Here is a 13494-nt window from a genome sequence, read left to right on the forward strand (position 1 = left end):
TTGTGACCTCATGCTACGGATAGCCTTTGACGTGTTCAAAGGACATTTTATTGTACGTGACCTTGCGCATTGCCTCATACAACACCGGCAAAGGAACGTTGCCGTCGCCATAGCGCCCCGCCATACCGGGCAGCGCATGACCCAAGAGGATGTCATTGATGTCAGGTTGTACACCAGCATGACGGCAAGCATCTTTGAAGTTATGGCGGAAAGAGTGGAAAGAGGTCTTGGCCGTCTTCGCGCCAATTCTGTCGATGTAGCGGTTAAAGTCTTTGCTGGCCTGATCTGAGTAGTAGCCTGTAGCCCCCAGATTTAGTTCAGGGAATATCCGCTCGCGGCCTGCCTGTCGTTGAGACTGTACAAAGCGGAGGAAGCCTAGCCGGACTAACTCGGGGTGTATGGGAACAAGCCTGCTTTTGCCGAACTTGACGCGCTGGTCTTCGTCGCCCTCTTGGACCCGAATTAGGGGTATGCCCTCTTCTTGGTCGATGTCTTCAACGCTCAACTGGCACAACTCGTTCAGACGTGCGCCTGTCCATAGGCCGAGCAGCGGAAGCCAATGCCAACTGGTATCGCTTAGGTCTGTATCTCCCGGCACTGTGCGGAACCGCCTCGATTTGCACCCTGTGTACAGGGGGCTGTTGAAGATGATCTGCAGTTGCTCTTTGCTGAACGGGTCTTGTTGGTTTCTGGCGTTGTTGTTGTCAGCTATCTTCATCGGTCCAAAGATGTCTACGACCTCTTCGTCCAACTGTTTGTCCGCCCACTTCCATATCCCTTGCAGCCTTCCCAAGGCCTTGTTGACTGTACTTACGGATAGCGTTTGCAGACCGTGGTCTTTAGCTGCTCGTATTGCTTCTCTAGGTGTTAGGCCTATCGTTTGCGGTAGTTTATTCCTGTTGCTTGGAAGCTCAATCAGGACATTCTTAAAGTCGCGTGCGTCTGTTTTCTTGTAGTCTAGTACCGGGCGGTCGCCTTGCAATTCTATGAATAGGTCTGTCCAAGCCTGATAGTCGTTCACCAGCTTGACTGACCATTGACCTGTCTGTTCCGCCTCAGCTTTTCTCTCGGCAAACAGGACGGACAGGAGCGGGCTGGAAGGCGCGTCTGTGGACTTCTTCGCAACTTTAGCTGGGACAGTGTCGGAACTAGGCTGACCGCTCTCTGGGGCGTTCACAGGCGCGCTGGGCTGCGTGCCAAAATCGTATTTCTCAAAAGTCTTATCGTGTTCCAGCAAAGCATTGGCCAGTGCCAACTGAGCTTTCTTAATTTCACCTAAAATCAGAAAAGCGTCTTCGCGCGTCTTGGGCTGCTCAACCCCCGCGCCGTTACAAAACTTATCAAGTTCTGAGCGGGCGTAGTCTCTGCCAAGCAGGTCCCAGTAGTCTTCATTACCCGCTTCATGGTGGCGGATGGTGTCGGCGATGCGTTCCTTCTCTAGCTCGGAATAGGGGCCGAGTTCATCCCTACGTGCCTTTGCCTTCTTTAGTACTTCCGTGAAGTGCTCACGCACCTTTGTGCGCAGTTCGCCGTGGTTCATGCCCGATGCTTCTATGTGCTTTTTTATTGTGTCGCCGCACACTGCAAGACGCCGTGCCAGAGTGCCAGCCTCTTTAGGGCATCTTGTACGCAAAGACACCCGCAGGGTCCTACGTGTGGTGTTTGGTCTGGTGTGGGGTTTTGGTCTTGTATCGGGTAGGGGCCAGCGGAAGTAATAAATGCCGTGTCTGGATAGTGAGAGGTACGCATGCAGCTTCATTTTGTGTCACACCTGTGTGTCACACCGCTCTAATGCTTGCTATCTAGTTGTTCTGTTAGGTTTTGGTGGAGCCTAGGGGAGTCGAACCCCTGACCTCTTGCATGCCATGCAAGCGCTCTCCCAACTGAGCTAAGGCCCCATCTAGGTACCGCTTATGCGGTGGACGGACGTTTAGGAGACAGTGACGACGAGTGCAAGTCCAAAAATGGAATCGAACGCGAATTTCCGCACCAAGCTGTCAGTGGAACGAAAAAGGCGACCCTGTGGTCGCCTTTGACGTGATCAGTTTTCGTCTTCCGAAGATATGTCGGTGATATCATCCAGCGAAACGTCATCACTGGTGTCATCATCGTCATCCAGCAGATCGTCATCCAGTTCGACGTCAACAGTGTCGTCGTCATCCAGTACCAGCTCCTCTTCCGACGCGTTTTCACGCGCCTTGACCGAGGCGGCATCTTCTGCATCCGCCGCGATCATGCGGCTTTTGGATGTTTCAAGCTCCACGATCTCGCCAGTGTAGGGGCTGATGATCGGGTCCTTGTTCAGGTCGTAGAATCGCTTACCGGTGGTCGGGCAAACGCGCTTTACGCCCCATTCTTCCTTGGGCATGTCAAATCCCCTTGATATCAGGTGAGTCGTCTAAATGATTCAGCTCACCTGCCACAGGCAGAGGGCACTGTCAAAGTCTTTGCGCAAGAGAGGTCGCGATATGGGAGAGCACGCATTGCCAGGGACGCCGCCGGTGCCGCTGAGGCTGCGCAAATCCGCCCGGGCGCGGCGCATCAGTTTGCGAATTTCTCAACTGGATGGCCGGGTTACGCTGACCTATCCGGTCGGAGTGCCTGAATCCGAGGCGCTGAGTTTCGCGCGTACCAAGGAAGAGTGGATTCGCCAGCATTTGCAGGACAGGCCGGAAACGGCCGTGGTGCAGTTCGGGCAGAAGATACCGATTGAAGGCATTGTCCGGCGAATCGTGCCCGCGAAGGGTCGGCGCGTTCAGTTGCTGGCGGACGAGGTCGCAGTGCCGGAAGGGGCCGAGGCGCGCAGATTGGCCCGGTTTCTGAAGGAATTGGCGCGGGACCGTCTGATCGGTGCGTGCGATGATTACGCGGCAATGCTGGGGCGGTCGTACAGCACGCTCAGCCTGCGCGACACGCGGTCACGCTGGGGATCATGCAGTTCGCACGGTGGATTGATGTTCTCGTGGCGGCTCATTCTCGCGCCGTCCGAGGTGCTGCATTATGTGGCCGCACACGAGGTGGCGCATCTTGCCCAGATGAACCACTCGCCCGCGTTCTGGGAGCAGGTGGAACGCATTTTCGGCCCCTATCAGCAACCCCGTCGCTGGTTGCGCGACAATGGGGCAGAGTTGCATCGATACAGGTTTGACGCAAAGCCGAGTTGACCTTGCGCTGTTTTGTGATCACATAAGCGGATGCTGAGCACACGCCCGTCTGACACCCAAACTGCCACTCATGACCGGGTGTACCGCGCCCTGAGATCTCGAATCATGCATGGCGAGATGGCGCCGGGTCAGGCGCTGACCTTGCGTGGCATCGGCAAGGAATTCGGCGTCTCGATGACTCCGGCGCGAGAGGCCGTGCGCCGTCTGGCCGCCGAGGGGGCTTTGTTTCTGTCCAATTCCGGCCGGGTCTCGACACCTGAATTGACCAACGACCGGATCGAAGAATTGGCGGCGTTGCGCGCGTTGCTGGAAGTCGAGCTGGCCAGCCGGGCTCTGCCCCGGGCGCATATTGCGCTGATCGACCGGTTGCAGACCATCAACATGACCGTTGCCGAGATGGTGACCAAGCGGGACGCGGTTGGGTACATCCGTTCAAATCAGGAGTTTCACCGCACCCTGTACCTGCGGGCTCAGGCACCCGCGATGCTGGCCATTGCCGAAACGGTCTGGCTGCAACTCGGGCCGACGATGAGGGCGCTTTACGGGCGTCTCAGGCGCACTGAACCACCGCATTATCACAAGCTGATCATTGCTGCTCTCAAGGCAGGGGACGAACCGGGCTTGCGCCTGGCGGTCCGCTCGGACGTGACGCAGGGACTGCGTTTGCTGGTGAGCTGAGCGGCATTCCGCCGACCTTTCTGCGCACAAGGTAGAGGGTTTCACTGTTCTGGCCTGTTCAGCCCGACTGGGTTACTCTCGAGGCAAATCACAAACAAGAGCAGACCACAGCCATGATCACTCGCCGGACTTTTTCCATTTGCCTTGGATCTATATTGTTGGCCGCCTGCACGGGTGGCAATGCGCCATCCAGCGCGCCTGCGTCGCGTATGCGGTCCGTTCCCAATGCAGGGTGGGATGCCTGGGTCGCCGGGTTCAAGGGCAGGGCGGCATCGCAGGGAATTTCACAATCCACAATTGACCGCGCTTTTCAGGGGGCAGGGTACCTTCCCGATGTGATCGAGCGCGACCGCAATCAGGTAGAGTTCAAGCGTTCGCTCGAGGATTATCTGGCCATTGCCGCCTCGGACGAGCGGATCAGCACCGGCCAGAAGATGCTGCGGCAATACAACGGGACGCTGTCGCAGATCGAGGCGCAGTACGGAGTAGACAAGGAAATCGTCGTTGCAGTGTGGGGGCTGGAAAGCCGCTATGGGGCGCGTCGCGGCGATGTGCCCGTTGTGTCAGCTCTGTCGACACTGGCTTATGATGGGCGGCGTGGTCAGTTCTTTGAAAGCCAGTTGATCGCGGCGCTGAAGATCCTTCAGAATGGCGACACCACGCCTGACAAGATGACCGGCAGCTGGGCCGGTGCGATGGGGCATACGCAGTTCATTCCAACCTCCTACCTGGCCTATGCGGTGGATTTCACCGGCGACGGGCGGCGGGATATCTGGTCGGACGATCCGACGGATTCGCTGGCTTCGACCGCTGCTTACCTGTCGCGCGCAGGCTGGGTGCGGGGGCAGCCCTGGGGGGGCGAGGTCGGAACGGTTTCCGGTACTCCGGTGGCCGTGCTGCAACCGCAGGTGCCCGGACCGCGCATTGCCGTCTTCCGCAATTTTCAGGTCATCAAGCGCTATAACAATTCGGACAGTTACGCGATCGGGGTCGGTCATCTGGCGGACAGAATTGCCGGCGGCGCGCCGTTTCAGGCGTCGTTCGGGCCAGATGAAAACGGTCTGACATTGGACGACCGCAAGGAATTGCAACGTCGGCTGACATCCCAAGGGTATGATACGAAGGGCGCGGACGGGGTGATCGGCAAAAACACGACGTCAGCCATCAGCGCGTATCAAAGCGCCAATGGCCTGGCGGTCACCGGAGAGCCCTCGGTTGCCTTGTTGCGCAGGTTGGGTGGCTGACGGTTACGCCGCCAACCCTTTTGAGCCGATATCGAGGAATTTTTGACGGCGGTCCTGAATCAGGGTCGCCGCATCTTTGCCGTCCAGTTCCGCCAACATATCGGTGAGAGCCGCGCGTACAGCTTCGACAGCGGCCGGACGATCGCGATGCGCGCCGCCCTTGGGCTCCGGGATGATCCGGTCGCAAACGCCAAGCTTGTGAAGGTCCTGAGCGGTCAGACGCAGCGCTTCGGCCGCTTCACGCATCTTTTCTGCATCTTTCCACAGGATCGATGCGCAACCTTCCGGCGAGATCACCGAATAGACCGAGTGTTCCAGCATTGCCACGCGGTTGGCGGTGGCAAAGGCCACGGCCCCGCCCGAGCCGCCTTCGCCGATGATGACCGACACCAGCGGCACACCGATCTTCAGGCACATCTGGGTCGACCGGGCAATCGCTTCGGACTGACCACGTTCCTCGGCGCCCTTGCCGGGATAGGCGCCGGCAGTATCGATCAGGGTGATCACCGGCAGGCCAAACCGACCGGCCATCTCCATCAGGCGGACCGCCTTGCGATAACCTTCGGGGCGGGCCATGCCGAAATTGCGTTCGATCCGCGATTTGGTGTCGCTGCCTTTTTCATGGCCGATCACCATGACCGGTTGATCGTTGAAACGCGCAAGCCCGCCGATCACGGCCAGATCATCGGCAAAATTGCGATCTCCGGCCAAAGGGGTGAATTCGGTGAACAGGGCATCGACGTAATCGCTGCAATGCGGGCGTTCCGGGTGTCGGGCGACCTGGCATTTCCGCCATGGGGTCAGGTCGGCGTAAAGCTCATCCAAAAGTTTGGCGGCTTTGGCGTCCAACGCGGCGGCTTCTTCGGTTACGTCCATCTCTTCGTTGGTGCGGGCCAGCGCACGCAGCTCTTCAGCCTTGCCTTCAATTTCAGCCAGCGGTTTTTCGAAATCCAGATACTGGGTCATGACGCCTCTCAACGCGAAAGTTCCCTGCTATATGGCCTGATGGTGCTCCGGATGCAACTCGGCAAGACCCGAGTGGTGAAGATGTTCGAATTCAGATGGGCGAATGGAAAAACGGATACTGAAGGCCGCCGCCAAGAAGGACCCCGCGCTGCGCGTTCTGACCTGCACCCACGACAGTCTAACGCGGCGTCTGACCCTGTACCCACCCGACACCGCGCCCGAGGATGTGCTGGCCGAAACTTGCCTGCTGTCGTAGCGGGTCAACCGGGCCAGAGAACCGGATAGAGCGAGGCCACAAGCAGTACCGCCATTGTCCAGTTGAACAAAACCAACCGGCGCGGGTTCGTCAGCACCCGCGACATTTGCTGTCCAAGAAAGGTCCATGTGCTCACCGATGGCAGGTTGACCGCCCCGAAAACCAGCGCAACGAGGGCAATTGCGTGCAGGGTCTGACTGGGCGTGTAAGCGGTCGTGGCGGTCAGGGCCATGGCCCAGGCTTTGGGGTTCACCCACTGAAAGGCAGCGGCCTGTAGAAACGTCATGGGAGTCCCCGCTGCCAAAGCGCCCCCGGCCGGTGCGGCATGTGCGATCTTCCATGCCAGATAAAGCAGATAGATCACCGACACGACCTTCAGCACTGAATAACTGACCGGATATCTGTCAAAGACCTGAACCAGCCCGGCCCCGACCAGCAGCACCATGAGCGTGAAGCCAACGCCAATGCCCAGCATATGCGGGATCGAACGCCGAAAGCCGAAATTCGCACCCGATGCCATCAGCATCAGATTGTTCGGCCCGGGCGTAATGGATGTCACGAAGGCAAAGGCGATGAGGGCCAGAAGGATGTCGTAGGTCATACTGCGAAGTATCGTCCGACCGGCAGCAAATGAAATTGCTTTTTCGTGCGCGTTTCGGCTATTTCTGCAACTTGTGATGAAGAATGATCAGATAAATCGCCGGATATTGCACGAACTGACCCGTGATGGGCGCGTCAGCAATCTGGAACTGGCCGAACGGGTCGGGCTGTCGCCTTCCGCCTGCCTGCGTCGTGTTCAAGAGCTTGAGAAGGCCGGCGTGATCACCGGCTATCGTGCGGTTCTGAACCCGGCCGCGATGGGTGTCGGCTTTGTCGCCTATATCGGGGTTGGTCTTGGTGAACACACGAAAGCGGCGCAAGAGGGGTTTGAGCGTGCCCTGCAACAAGCCCCCGAAGTGGTCGAATGTCACAACATCACCGGTACGATCGAATACCTGCTGCGAGTCGAATGCGCCGATCTGCCGTCCTACAAGACCTTCCATACCGAGGTGCTGGGAACGTTGCCGCATGTCACGTCGATCACGTCCTATGTGGTCATGGGGTCGCCCAAGGATCTGCGTGCGTAGCCACTGCAATTGTGAAGCCACACTCTCTTGCAGCGCAAATTTTCAGGGCCTAGTGTCACTGTAATGACGTTGCCAGGGGATATGCCCAGCCAAAACGGCACGCAAACAGGGAGATTAGGATGAAACTCGTTCGAACAGTGGCGACCGCAGTTGCCATGTCGGTAGTTGCCGGGGCCGCTTTGTCTGCCCCGCTGAAACTGCAACCTGCCAATCCACAGCCTTCTCCGAAGGCAGGGTTGAATGTCAAATACATTGGTACAGGAAATCAACACAAGAAGATCCGGGATCTGAGTCAGGCAAAAAGCATGCTGTCTAAGGCGAAGCCCGGAAAGCCGTTGCGTGGGTTGGATTACAGGGACACAAGCAAGGGTGAGGACGTCATGACGTTCGACGAGGCCTACAACGTTGCCGCCGAGGTCACAGGGTATATGCGGTTTGACTCACCGGGCGTTTACGAGCTGGAAACGTGGTCGAATGACGGGATAGAAGCTTGGGTTGGCGGCCAGCAGATTGGCCTTGTCAAGGGTATTCAGGGCTGTGAAGCCAATCAACGCACCGAAGTGGAGGTGCCCAAGGCGGGCTGGTATCCATTGAAGATCGTCTATTTCCAGAAACTGGGAACCTCTTGCCTGATGATGAAGTCAGGAAAGAAGGGGGAACGCTTCACATGGACGCCCAATGACGTTTTTGGCCGTTGAGGAATTCATAAAAGGGCGCTCCATCGAGCGCCCTTTTTTTGGGGCTTAGCTGCCCGCCGCAATCAGTTCGGCCTGTGCCACGATGACTTCGGCCTGCTTGATTGAGGCGATGTCGACAAGGCGGCCTTTATAGACGGTTGCGCCCTCACCGTTGGCTTTTGCCTGTTCCATCGCGGCCAGGATTTCGCGGGCCTCGGAAACGGCCTCATCCGACGGAGTAAAGACCTGATTGGCCAGTGCGATCTGTTTGGGGTGAATCGCCCATTTGCCGACCATACCCAGCGTGGCCGAGCGCTTCGCCTGAGCGATGTACCCTTCATCATCGCTGAAATCCCCGAATGGCCCATCCACTGGCAGCACCCCGTGGGTGCGGCAGGCCGCAACGATGGCGGCTTGGGCCCAGTGCCAGGGATCGGACCAGTGTTTTTCACCCTCGCGCAGCATGTAATAGTTTTCCTGTGTGCCGCCGATGCCCGTGGTCTGCATTCCCATCGAGGCCGCAAAATCTGCGGCCCCAAGGCTCATGGCCTGCAAACGGGGTGAGGAGGCTGCGATCTCTTCCACATGCGCGATGCCGGCAGCGGATTCGATAATGACCTCGAAGCTGATCGGTTTGGTCCGGCCCTTGGCGCGTTCAATGGCGGTGACAAGGGCATCCACGGCATAGACATCCGATGCGCAGCCGACTTTGGGGATCATGATCTGGTCCAGACGGTCGCCTGCCTGCTCCAACACGTCGACAACGTCACGATACCAATAGGGGGTATCCAATCCGTTGATGCGAACGGACATGTATTTGTTGCCCCAGTCAACAGTGTTCAGGGCTTCGATGACATTGGCGCGGGCGATGTCCTTGTCCGAAGGCGCAACCGAATCCTCGAGGTCAAGGTTGATCACATCCGCAGCAGAAGCTGCCATTTTCGGGAACAGTTTGGTATTCGATCCCGGACCAAACAGTTGGCAGCGATTGGGTCGTGCAGGCGCGGCGGGTTGGATGCGAAAGCTCATCTGGACCTCGTATGGGTAATGAAATTGCGATTTTCTCGCCCAATGAGGTATTAAATTGCGCAACCTGGCGCAAGGAGATTGTGCATCTGCGGCAATGCGGTTGCAGAAAGCTGCATTCCAGCAGCCGAGAAGTGGTGATTAAAGTTTAATCATTTTGAAAACTTCGAATAATTTTGCGCTTTCTGGGTCAATGGCGCAAGAACATCGCGCACTTGTCGTGTTTGGCGGATCAAAACGCGAAACGCTCGTTTAAGCGCTTCTCTAGCTTAGGCCGGAATCAAAGGAGTGACCGCAATGATCGAGACACCGTACCTGCTGTTTTTGGGCGATGCGCCCGACCAATTGGCGGCCAAAGTGGCTGTGGGCATCAAGGACTGGCGCCCGGAAAACGCCGTCGGCCAATATCGTATGGACGGTTGCAAGGCTGATCTGGGTTTGACCGATATGACCCTGACCGAGGCCAAAGCGGCCGGCGCAAAAACGCTGGTTATAGGTGTGGCCAACCGTGGCGGCGTCATCAGCCAGGAATGGAAAAAGGTTCTGGTCATGGCGCTTGAGGAAGGGTTTGACCTGGCCTCTGGCTTGCACAACCTGTTGCGCGACGAGCCCGATCTGGTGGCGGTGGCCGAAGCGACGGGTCGAAAGCTGCACGATGTGCGTGTACCTGAGGTCGATTACCCGATTGCCAACGGGATCAAGCGCAAGGGCAAGCGTTGTCTGGCCGTGGGCACCGATTGTTCGGTCGGCAAGATGTACACCGCAATGGCGATGGATGCGGAAATGCGCAAGCGTGGTATGAAGTCGACCTTCCGCGCGACTGGTCAGACGGGCATTCTGATCACCGGCGATGGCGTGCCGCTGGACGCCGTAGTTGCGGATTTCATGGCCGGCTCGATCGAATGGCTGACACCTGACAATGATGACGATCACTGGGACCTGATCGAAGGCCAGGGATCGCTGTTCCATGTATCCTATTCCGGTGTGACCATGGCGCTGATCCACGGCGGCCAGCCTGACGCGCTGATCCTGAGCCATGAACCGACCCGCGAGCACATGCGTGGTCTGCCGACCTATCAGCTGCCGACGCTCGAAACCCTGCGTGACACCGCGCTGGCCCTGGCCAAAGTGGCGAACCCCGATTGTCAGGTCGTCGGTATTTCCGTCAACACGCAGCACATGTCCGAAGAGGACGCGACAGCATATCTGGCCAGGATCGAAACGGACATGGGGCTGCCGGCGACCGATCCGTTCCGGTTCGGCTCGGGCAAGTTGGTGGACGCGCTGGCCGCGATGTGATCCAACCGGTCCGCCGGTGGCGGGCCGGTTCCGCCGCTGGCGGGAGTATTTGGAAAAAGATGAAGGAGCGGGCCTGTGCAGATAGAGGTCTCTCGCGATGTGTTTCAGTTGGCGCAGGTGTTCACCATCTCGCGCGGGTCTCGGACCGAAGCAAAGGTGCTGACAGTGCGGGTGTCGGACGGAACGCATCAGGGCTGGGGCGAGTGCGTTCCTTATGCGCGTTATGACGAAACGCTCGAGTCGGTCGAGGCCGAGATCGCCGGTCTGCCTGCTGAGTTCAGCCGTCGGTCGCTGATGGATCTGCTGCCTGCCGGTGCCGCCCGGAACGCCTTGGATTGTGCTTTGTGGGATCTGGAAAGCAAGCGCGCGGGTAAGCGCGCCTGGGATTTAGCGGGCCTGCCAGTGCCCGGACCTGAGATCACGGCCTACACTTTGTCGCTGGACACGCCCGAGGCGATGCAGTCCCAGGCGGCTGAGAACGCGCATCGCCCGCTTCTGAAGATCAAGCTGGGCACGCCAGATGACATGCCGCGGCTTGAGGCGGTGCGCGCCGGTGCTCCGAACGCCAAGATCATTGTGGATGCGAACGAAGGCTGGTCGGCCGAGGTTTACGCCGACCTCGCCCCGCATCTGGTACGTCTGGGCGTGGCGCTGGTCGAGCAACCGTTGCCGGCCGGTGACGACGACGCTTTGATTGGAATGGACCGCCCGGTGCCCGTCTGCGCCGACGAGTCCTGCCATGATCGCGCCAGCCTGCCCGGGCTGAAGGGGAAATACGATGTCATCAACATCAAACTCGACAAGACCGGTGGCCTGACCGAAGCGCTTGAGCTGCGCAAAGCTGCAATCGCGGAAGGGTATGACATCATGGTCGGATGCATGGTTGGCAGTTCGCTTGCCATGGCGCCCGCGACACTGTTGGCGCAGGGTGCGATGGTGACGGACCTTGACGGCCCGCTTCTGTTGGCCGAAGACCGCGACACCCCGCTGATTTTTGACGACGCCGGAGTTCACCCGCCCGAAGCGGCGCTCTGGGGCTGAGGAGACAAACATGACCCGAACCGTTTTTGTAAATGGCGAATACCTGCCCGAGACCGAGGCCAAGGTATCCATCTTTGACCGTGGCTTCCTGTTTGCTGATGCGGTTTACGAAGTGACCAGTGTACTGGATGGCAAGCTGATTGATTTCGAAGGTCACGCAGTACGCCTGAAGCGGTCTCTGGACGAGCTGGAGATGGCCGAGCCCTGCACCAAGGAAGAGCTGCTGGAAATCCATCGCAAGCTGGTTGATCTGAACGGCATCGAAGAGGGCCTGGTCTACCTTCAGGTCTCGCGCGGCAGTGACGGTGACCGGGATTTTGTCTTCCCTTCGGCCGATACCAAACCCAGCCTCGTTCTGTTCACCCAGAACAAGCCCGGGCTGGCTGACAGTCCGGCGGCACGGAAAGGTGCCAAGATCATCTCGATCGAGGACATCCGCTGGGGCCGCCGCGACATCAAGACCGTGCAGCTGCTTTACCCTTCGATGGGCAAGATGATGGCCAAGAAAGCGGGGTGCGATGATGCATGGCTGGTCGAGGACGGCTTTGTAACCGAAGGCACCAGCAACAACGCCTATTTCGTCAAGAACGGCAAGATCGTGACCCGCCCGCTGTCCAACGACATCCTGCACGGGATCACCCGCAAGGCCGTGCTGCGCCTGGCGGCCGAAGCGCAGATGGAAGTTGAAGAACGCCTGTTTACCATCGACGAAGCCAAAAAGGCTGACGAGGCGTTCACAACCTCGGCCAGTGCTTTCGTGATGCCCGTGGTGGAAATCGACGGAGTCGCGCTGGGTGATGGTACACCCGGGCCGATAGCCAAACGCCTTCGTGAAATTTACCTGGATGAAAGCCGAAAGGCCGCGATCTGAAGAAACACCACGTCGGACGGCGTTGCGGTAAACTGCTGCGGCGCCGTGCCAACATCAGTCGGATCCGGGGCAGGACAGGGAGAGTCGCCTTCGATCCCGCCGAGCATGAGCAGATCACATGCGACTTTCCGCCGAAAGGCCGTGTTACCCGACTTTGAAAGGGTCCAGGCTTTCCTGAAACTGTTCGATGAATTCCAGCGTTACCAATGACGGTTGCTTCAAAATTGGACGCACCAACGAGAGGGTATGCGTCAAAAACGGCTTGAACGGCCGATAACTCAACCCCCTCGACGTATACTGGACAGCATCTAGTTCGCTTACGACCGAGACACCGGCACCTTCCAGCGCCAATTCGCATGCTGCCGTGAACTGCCTGACCTCGATATGCGAGTTCAATTCGACATTGGCATGTTGAAATACTTTCGAAAGCCGCCCGAAAAAGTCGCTGTCGCGTCGGGTGTGGATGATTTTGCTATGTGCAAGATCCGCCGGGGTAACTTCGGAAAGGCCTTCCAACTCGTGCCCGGTGGGGAACACGCATACCGTGCGAACGTCGATGTCCCTGTTTTCTACCGCCGGATGACCGTGAAAGCTGTCAGTGATACCGAAATCATACTGCTCGCCGATCATCCATTCCAGAATGCGTTCAGGTCTGTCAGGTTCGATCGTCAGGGTGACGCCGGGCCGATCTTTCAGAAAACCGGCGACGACTTTGGGCAAATGGCTGGTGGCAAATCCCGGCAGGCAAGCGACACGGATGTGCCCTGCTTTGCGTTGTGTGATATCCTGGCTGACATCAGAGATTTGCCGCATCAATTCGAGAACGCGCTCGACGCTGGGCAAGAGGTAACGAACCTCCTGCGTTGGCACCAATCGGCCCTCGCGGCGGTCAAAAAGCTGAAACCCAAGCGATTTTTCAAGATCGGACAGCAATCTGCTGACAGCTGGCTGGGTTACGCCCAGATCAGCCGCGGCGGCCGTGACAGACCCTTTGGTGGTCACGGCCATCAGGGCCTCCAACTGCCGAACTCTCAGAATTTGACTCATTGCCGATCCCGATCTGCTGCGCCGTTTCATAACACTATGTTATTTTTTCACCAAGTAGATAGGCCTTGAATTATATTTTTGTAACGTTAACGTCGTGA

At 58.2% G+C, this 13494-nt stretch carries 15 protein-coding genes and 1 tRNA gene; 9 read left to right on the forward strand and 7 right to left on the reverse strand.

Translation table 11 applies throughout. The features are described from left to right. Window positions 1-13: 13 nt before the first annotated feature. From ACR0DJ_RS01600 to ACR0DJ_RS01610, 3 genes are all read right to left on the reverse strand, one after another. Window positions 14-1540 (reverse strand): site-specific integrase, encoded by a 1527-nt coding sequence (locus ACR0DJ_RS01600; protein WP_480683654.1) that lies wholly within the window; start codon window positions 1538-1540, stop codon window positions 14-16. A gap of 282 nt (window positions 1541-1822) precedes the next feature. Continuing rightward, window positions 1823-1898 (reverse strand) — tRNA-Ala (locus ACR0DJ_RS01605). Window positions 1899-2041: 143 nt separating this feature from the next. After that, window positions 2042-2368, reverse strand: coding sequence for a TIGR02300 family protein (locus ACR0DJ_RS01610; protein ID WP_480683655.1), 327 nt, complete (start codon window positions 2366-2368; stop codon window positions 2042-2044). A 100-nt stretch (window positions 2369-2468) separates the two neighbouring features. On the opposite strand from ACR0DJ_RS01610, the gene ACR0DJ_RS01615 reads away from it, so the two are divergent. From ACR0DJ_RS01615 to ACR0DJ_RS01625, 3 genes are all read left to right on the forward strand, one after another. Then, window positions 2469-3164: a M48 family metallopeptidase gene (locus ACR0DJ_RS01615; RefSeq protein WP_257599316.1), complete on the forward strand. Its 696-nt coding sequence runs from the start codon at window positions 2469-2471 to the stop codon at window positions 3162-3164. A gap of 30 nt (window positions 3165-3194) precedes the next feature. Beyond that, window positions 3195-3842 (forward strand): GntR family transcriptional regulator, encoded by a 648-nt coding sequence (locus ACR0DJ_RS01620; protein ID WP_480683656.1) that lies wholly within the window; start codon window positions 3195-3197, stop codon window positions 3840-3842. A 113-nt stretch (window positions 3843-3955) separates the two neighbouring features. Beyond that, window positions 3956-5086, forward strand: a complete 1131-nt coding sequence (locus tag ACR0DJ_RS01625) for a lytic murein transglycosylase (RefSeq protein WP_425078866.1) — start codon at window positions 3956-3958, stop codon at window positions 5084-5086. Window positions 5087-5089: 3 nt separating this feature from the next. On the opposite strand, the gene ACR0DJ_RS01630 is transcribed toward ACR0DJ_RS01625, so the two are convergent. Continuing rightward, window positions 5090-6052 carry an acetyl-CoA carboxylase carboxyltransferase subunit alpha gene (locus tag ACR0DJ_RS01630; protein ID WP_152459042.1) on the reverse strand — a complete coding sequence of 321 codons (963 nt, stop codon included), beginning with the start codon at window positions 6050-6052 and terminating at the stop codon, window positions 5090-5092. 103 nt (window positions 6053-6155) lie between these two features. Here ACR0DJ_RS01630 and ACR0DJ_RS01635 point away from each other — a divergent pair, with 103 nt between their 5' ends. Continuing rightward, a complete protein-coding gene (locus ACR0DJ_RS01635) occupies window positions 6156-6308 on the forward strand; it encodes a hypothetical protein (RefSeq protein ID WP_170346013.1) in 153 nt (50 codons plus the stop codon). Between the two features lie 4 nt (window positions 6309-6312). Here the strand turns inward: ACR0DJ_RS01635 and ACR0DJ_RS01640 are convergent, their stop codons facing one another. Continuing rightward, window positions 6313-6909 (reverse strand): LysE family translocator, encoded by a 597-nt coding sequence (locus ACR0DJ_RS01640; protein ID WP_425078865.1) that lies wholly within the window; start codon window positions 6907-6909, stop codon window positions 6313-6315. Between the two features lie 73 nt (window positions 6910-6982). Between ACR0DJ_RS01640 and ACR0DJ_RS01645 the strand changes: the two genes are divergently transcribed. Beyond that, the gene (locus tag ACR0DJ_RS01645) at window positions 6983-7435 is read left to right on the forward strand and encodes an Lrp/AsnC family transcriptional regulator (RefSeq protein WP_257599313.1); all 453 of its coding nucleotides are present in this window, start codon (window positions 6983-6985) and stop codon (window positions 7433-7435) included. 119 nt (window positions 7436-7554) lie between these two features. Continuing rightward, window positions 7555-8133 carry a PA14 domain-containing protein gene (locus ACR0DJ_RS01650; RefSeq protein ID WP_425078864.1) on the forward strand — a complete coding sequence of 193 codons (579 nt, stop codon included), beginning with the start codon at window positions 7555-7557 and terminating at the stop codon, window positions 8131-8133. Between the two features lie 45 nt (window positions 8134-8178). Here ACR0DJ_RS01650 and ACR0DJ_RS01655 read toward each other — a convergent pair whose 3' ends face one another. Continuing rightward, window positions 8179-9141, reverse strand: coding sequence for an L-malyl-CoA/beta-methylmalyl-CoA lyase (locus tag ACR0DJ_RS01655; protein ID WP_425078863.1), 963 nt, complete (start codon window positions 9139-9141; stop codon window positions 8179-8181). A 294-nt stretch (window positions 9142-9435) separates the two neighbouring features. Here ACR0DJ_RS01655 and dgcN point away from each other — a divergent pair, with 294 nt between their 5' ends. From dgcN to ACR0DJ_RS01670, 3 genes are all read left to right on the forward strand, one after another. After that, complete coding sequence (gene dgcN / locus ACR0DJ_RS01660; protein ID WP_425078862.1) at window positions 9436-10437, forward strand: N-acetyltransferase DgcN; 1002 nt, start codon at window positions 9436-9438, stop codon at window positions 10435-10437. 75 nt (window positions 10438-10512) lie between these two features. Beyond that, window positions 10513-11478: an N-acetyl-D-Glu racemase DgcA gene (dgcA, locus tag ACR0DJ_RS01665; RefSeq protein WP_170346019.1), complete on the forward strand. Its 966-nt coding sequence runs from the start codon at window positions 10513-10515 to the stop codon at window positions 11476-11478. A 10-nt stretch (window positions 11479-11488) separates the two neighbouring features. After that, on the forward strand, window positions 11489-12349 hold the full coding sequence (locus tag ACR0DJ_RS01670; protein ID WP_480683657.1) for a D-amino-acid transaminase: 861 nt from the start codon (window positions 11489-11491) through the stop codon (window positions 12347-12349). 144 nt (window positions 12350-12493) lie between these two features. Here ACR0DJ_RS01670 and ACR0DJ_RS01675 read toward each other — a convergent pair whose 3' ends face one another. Beyond that, the gene (locus ACR0DJ_RS01675; protein ID WP_480683658.1) at window positions 12494-13396 is read right to left on the reverse strand and encodes a LysR substrate-binding domain-containing protein; all 903 of its coding nucleotides are present in this window, start codon (window positions 13394-13396) and stop codon (window positions 12494-12496) included. Window positions 13397-13494 lie beyond the last annotated feature (98 nt).

This window comes from Ruegeria sp. BF10 (genome assembly GCF_056538725.1).

Bases quoted from the DNA above. Each gene is read 5' to 3' on its own strand.
- ACR0DJ_RS01600 (WP_480683654.1), bottom strand. From the start codon at position 1,540: ATGAACCACGGCGAACTGCGCACAAAGGTGCGTGAGCACTTCACGGAA.
- ACR0DJ_RS01675 (WP_480683658.1), bottom strand. From the start codon at position 13,396: ATGAGTCAAATTCTGAGAGTTCGGCAGTTGGAGGCCCTGATGGCCGTG.
- ACR0DJ_RS01650 (WP_425078864.1), top strand. From the start codon at position 7,555: ATGAAACTCGTTCGAACAGTGGCGACCGCAGTTGCCATGTCGGTAGTT.
- ACR0DJ_RS01610 (WP_480683655.1), bottom strand. From the start codon at position 2,368: ATGCCCAAGGAAGAATGGGGCGTAAAGCGCGTTTGCCCGACCACCGGT.
- ACR0DJ_RS01630 (WP_152459042.1), bottom strand. From the start codon at position 6,052: ATGACCCAGTATCTGGATTTCGAAAAACCGCTGGCTGAAATTGAAGGC.
- ACR0DJ_RS01615 (WP_257599316.1), top strand. From the start codon at position 2,469: ATGGGAGAGCACGCATTGCCAGGGACGCCGCCGGTGCCGCTGAGGCTG.
- ACR0DJ_RS01670 (WP_480683657.1), top strand. From the start codon at position 11,489: ATGACCCGAACCGTTTTTGTAAATGGCGAATACCTGCCCGAGACCGAG.
- dgcN (WP_425078862.1), top strand. From the start codon at position 9,436: ATGATCGAGACACCGTACCTGCTGTTTTTGGGCGATGCGCCCGACCAA.
- ACR0DJ_RS01655 (WP_425078863.1), bottom strand. From the start codon at position 9,141: ATGAGCTTTCGCATCCAACCCGCCGCGCCTGCACGACCCAATCGCTGC.
- ACR0DJ_RS01635 (WP_170346013.1), top strand. From the start codon at position 6,156: ATGGAAAAACGGATACTGAAGGCCGCCGCCAAGAAGGACCCCGCGCTG.
- ACR0DJ_RS01620 (WP_480683656.1), top strand. From the start codon at position 3,195: ATGCTGAGCACACGCCCGTCTGACACCCAAACTGCCACTCATGACCGG.
- ACR0DJ_RS01640 (WP_425078865.1), bottom strand. From the start codon at position 6,909: ATGACCTACGACATCCTTCTGGCCCTCATCGCCTTTGCCTTCGTGACA.
- ACR0DJ_RS01625 (WP_425078866.1), top strand. From the start codon at position 3,956: ATGATCACTCGCCGGACTTTTTCCATTTGCCTTGGATCTATATTGTTG.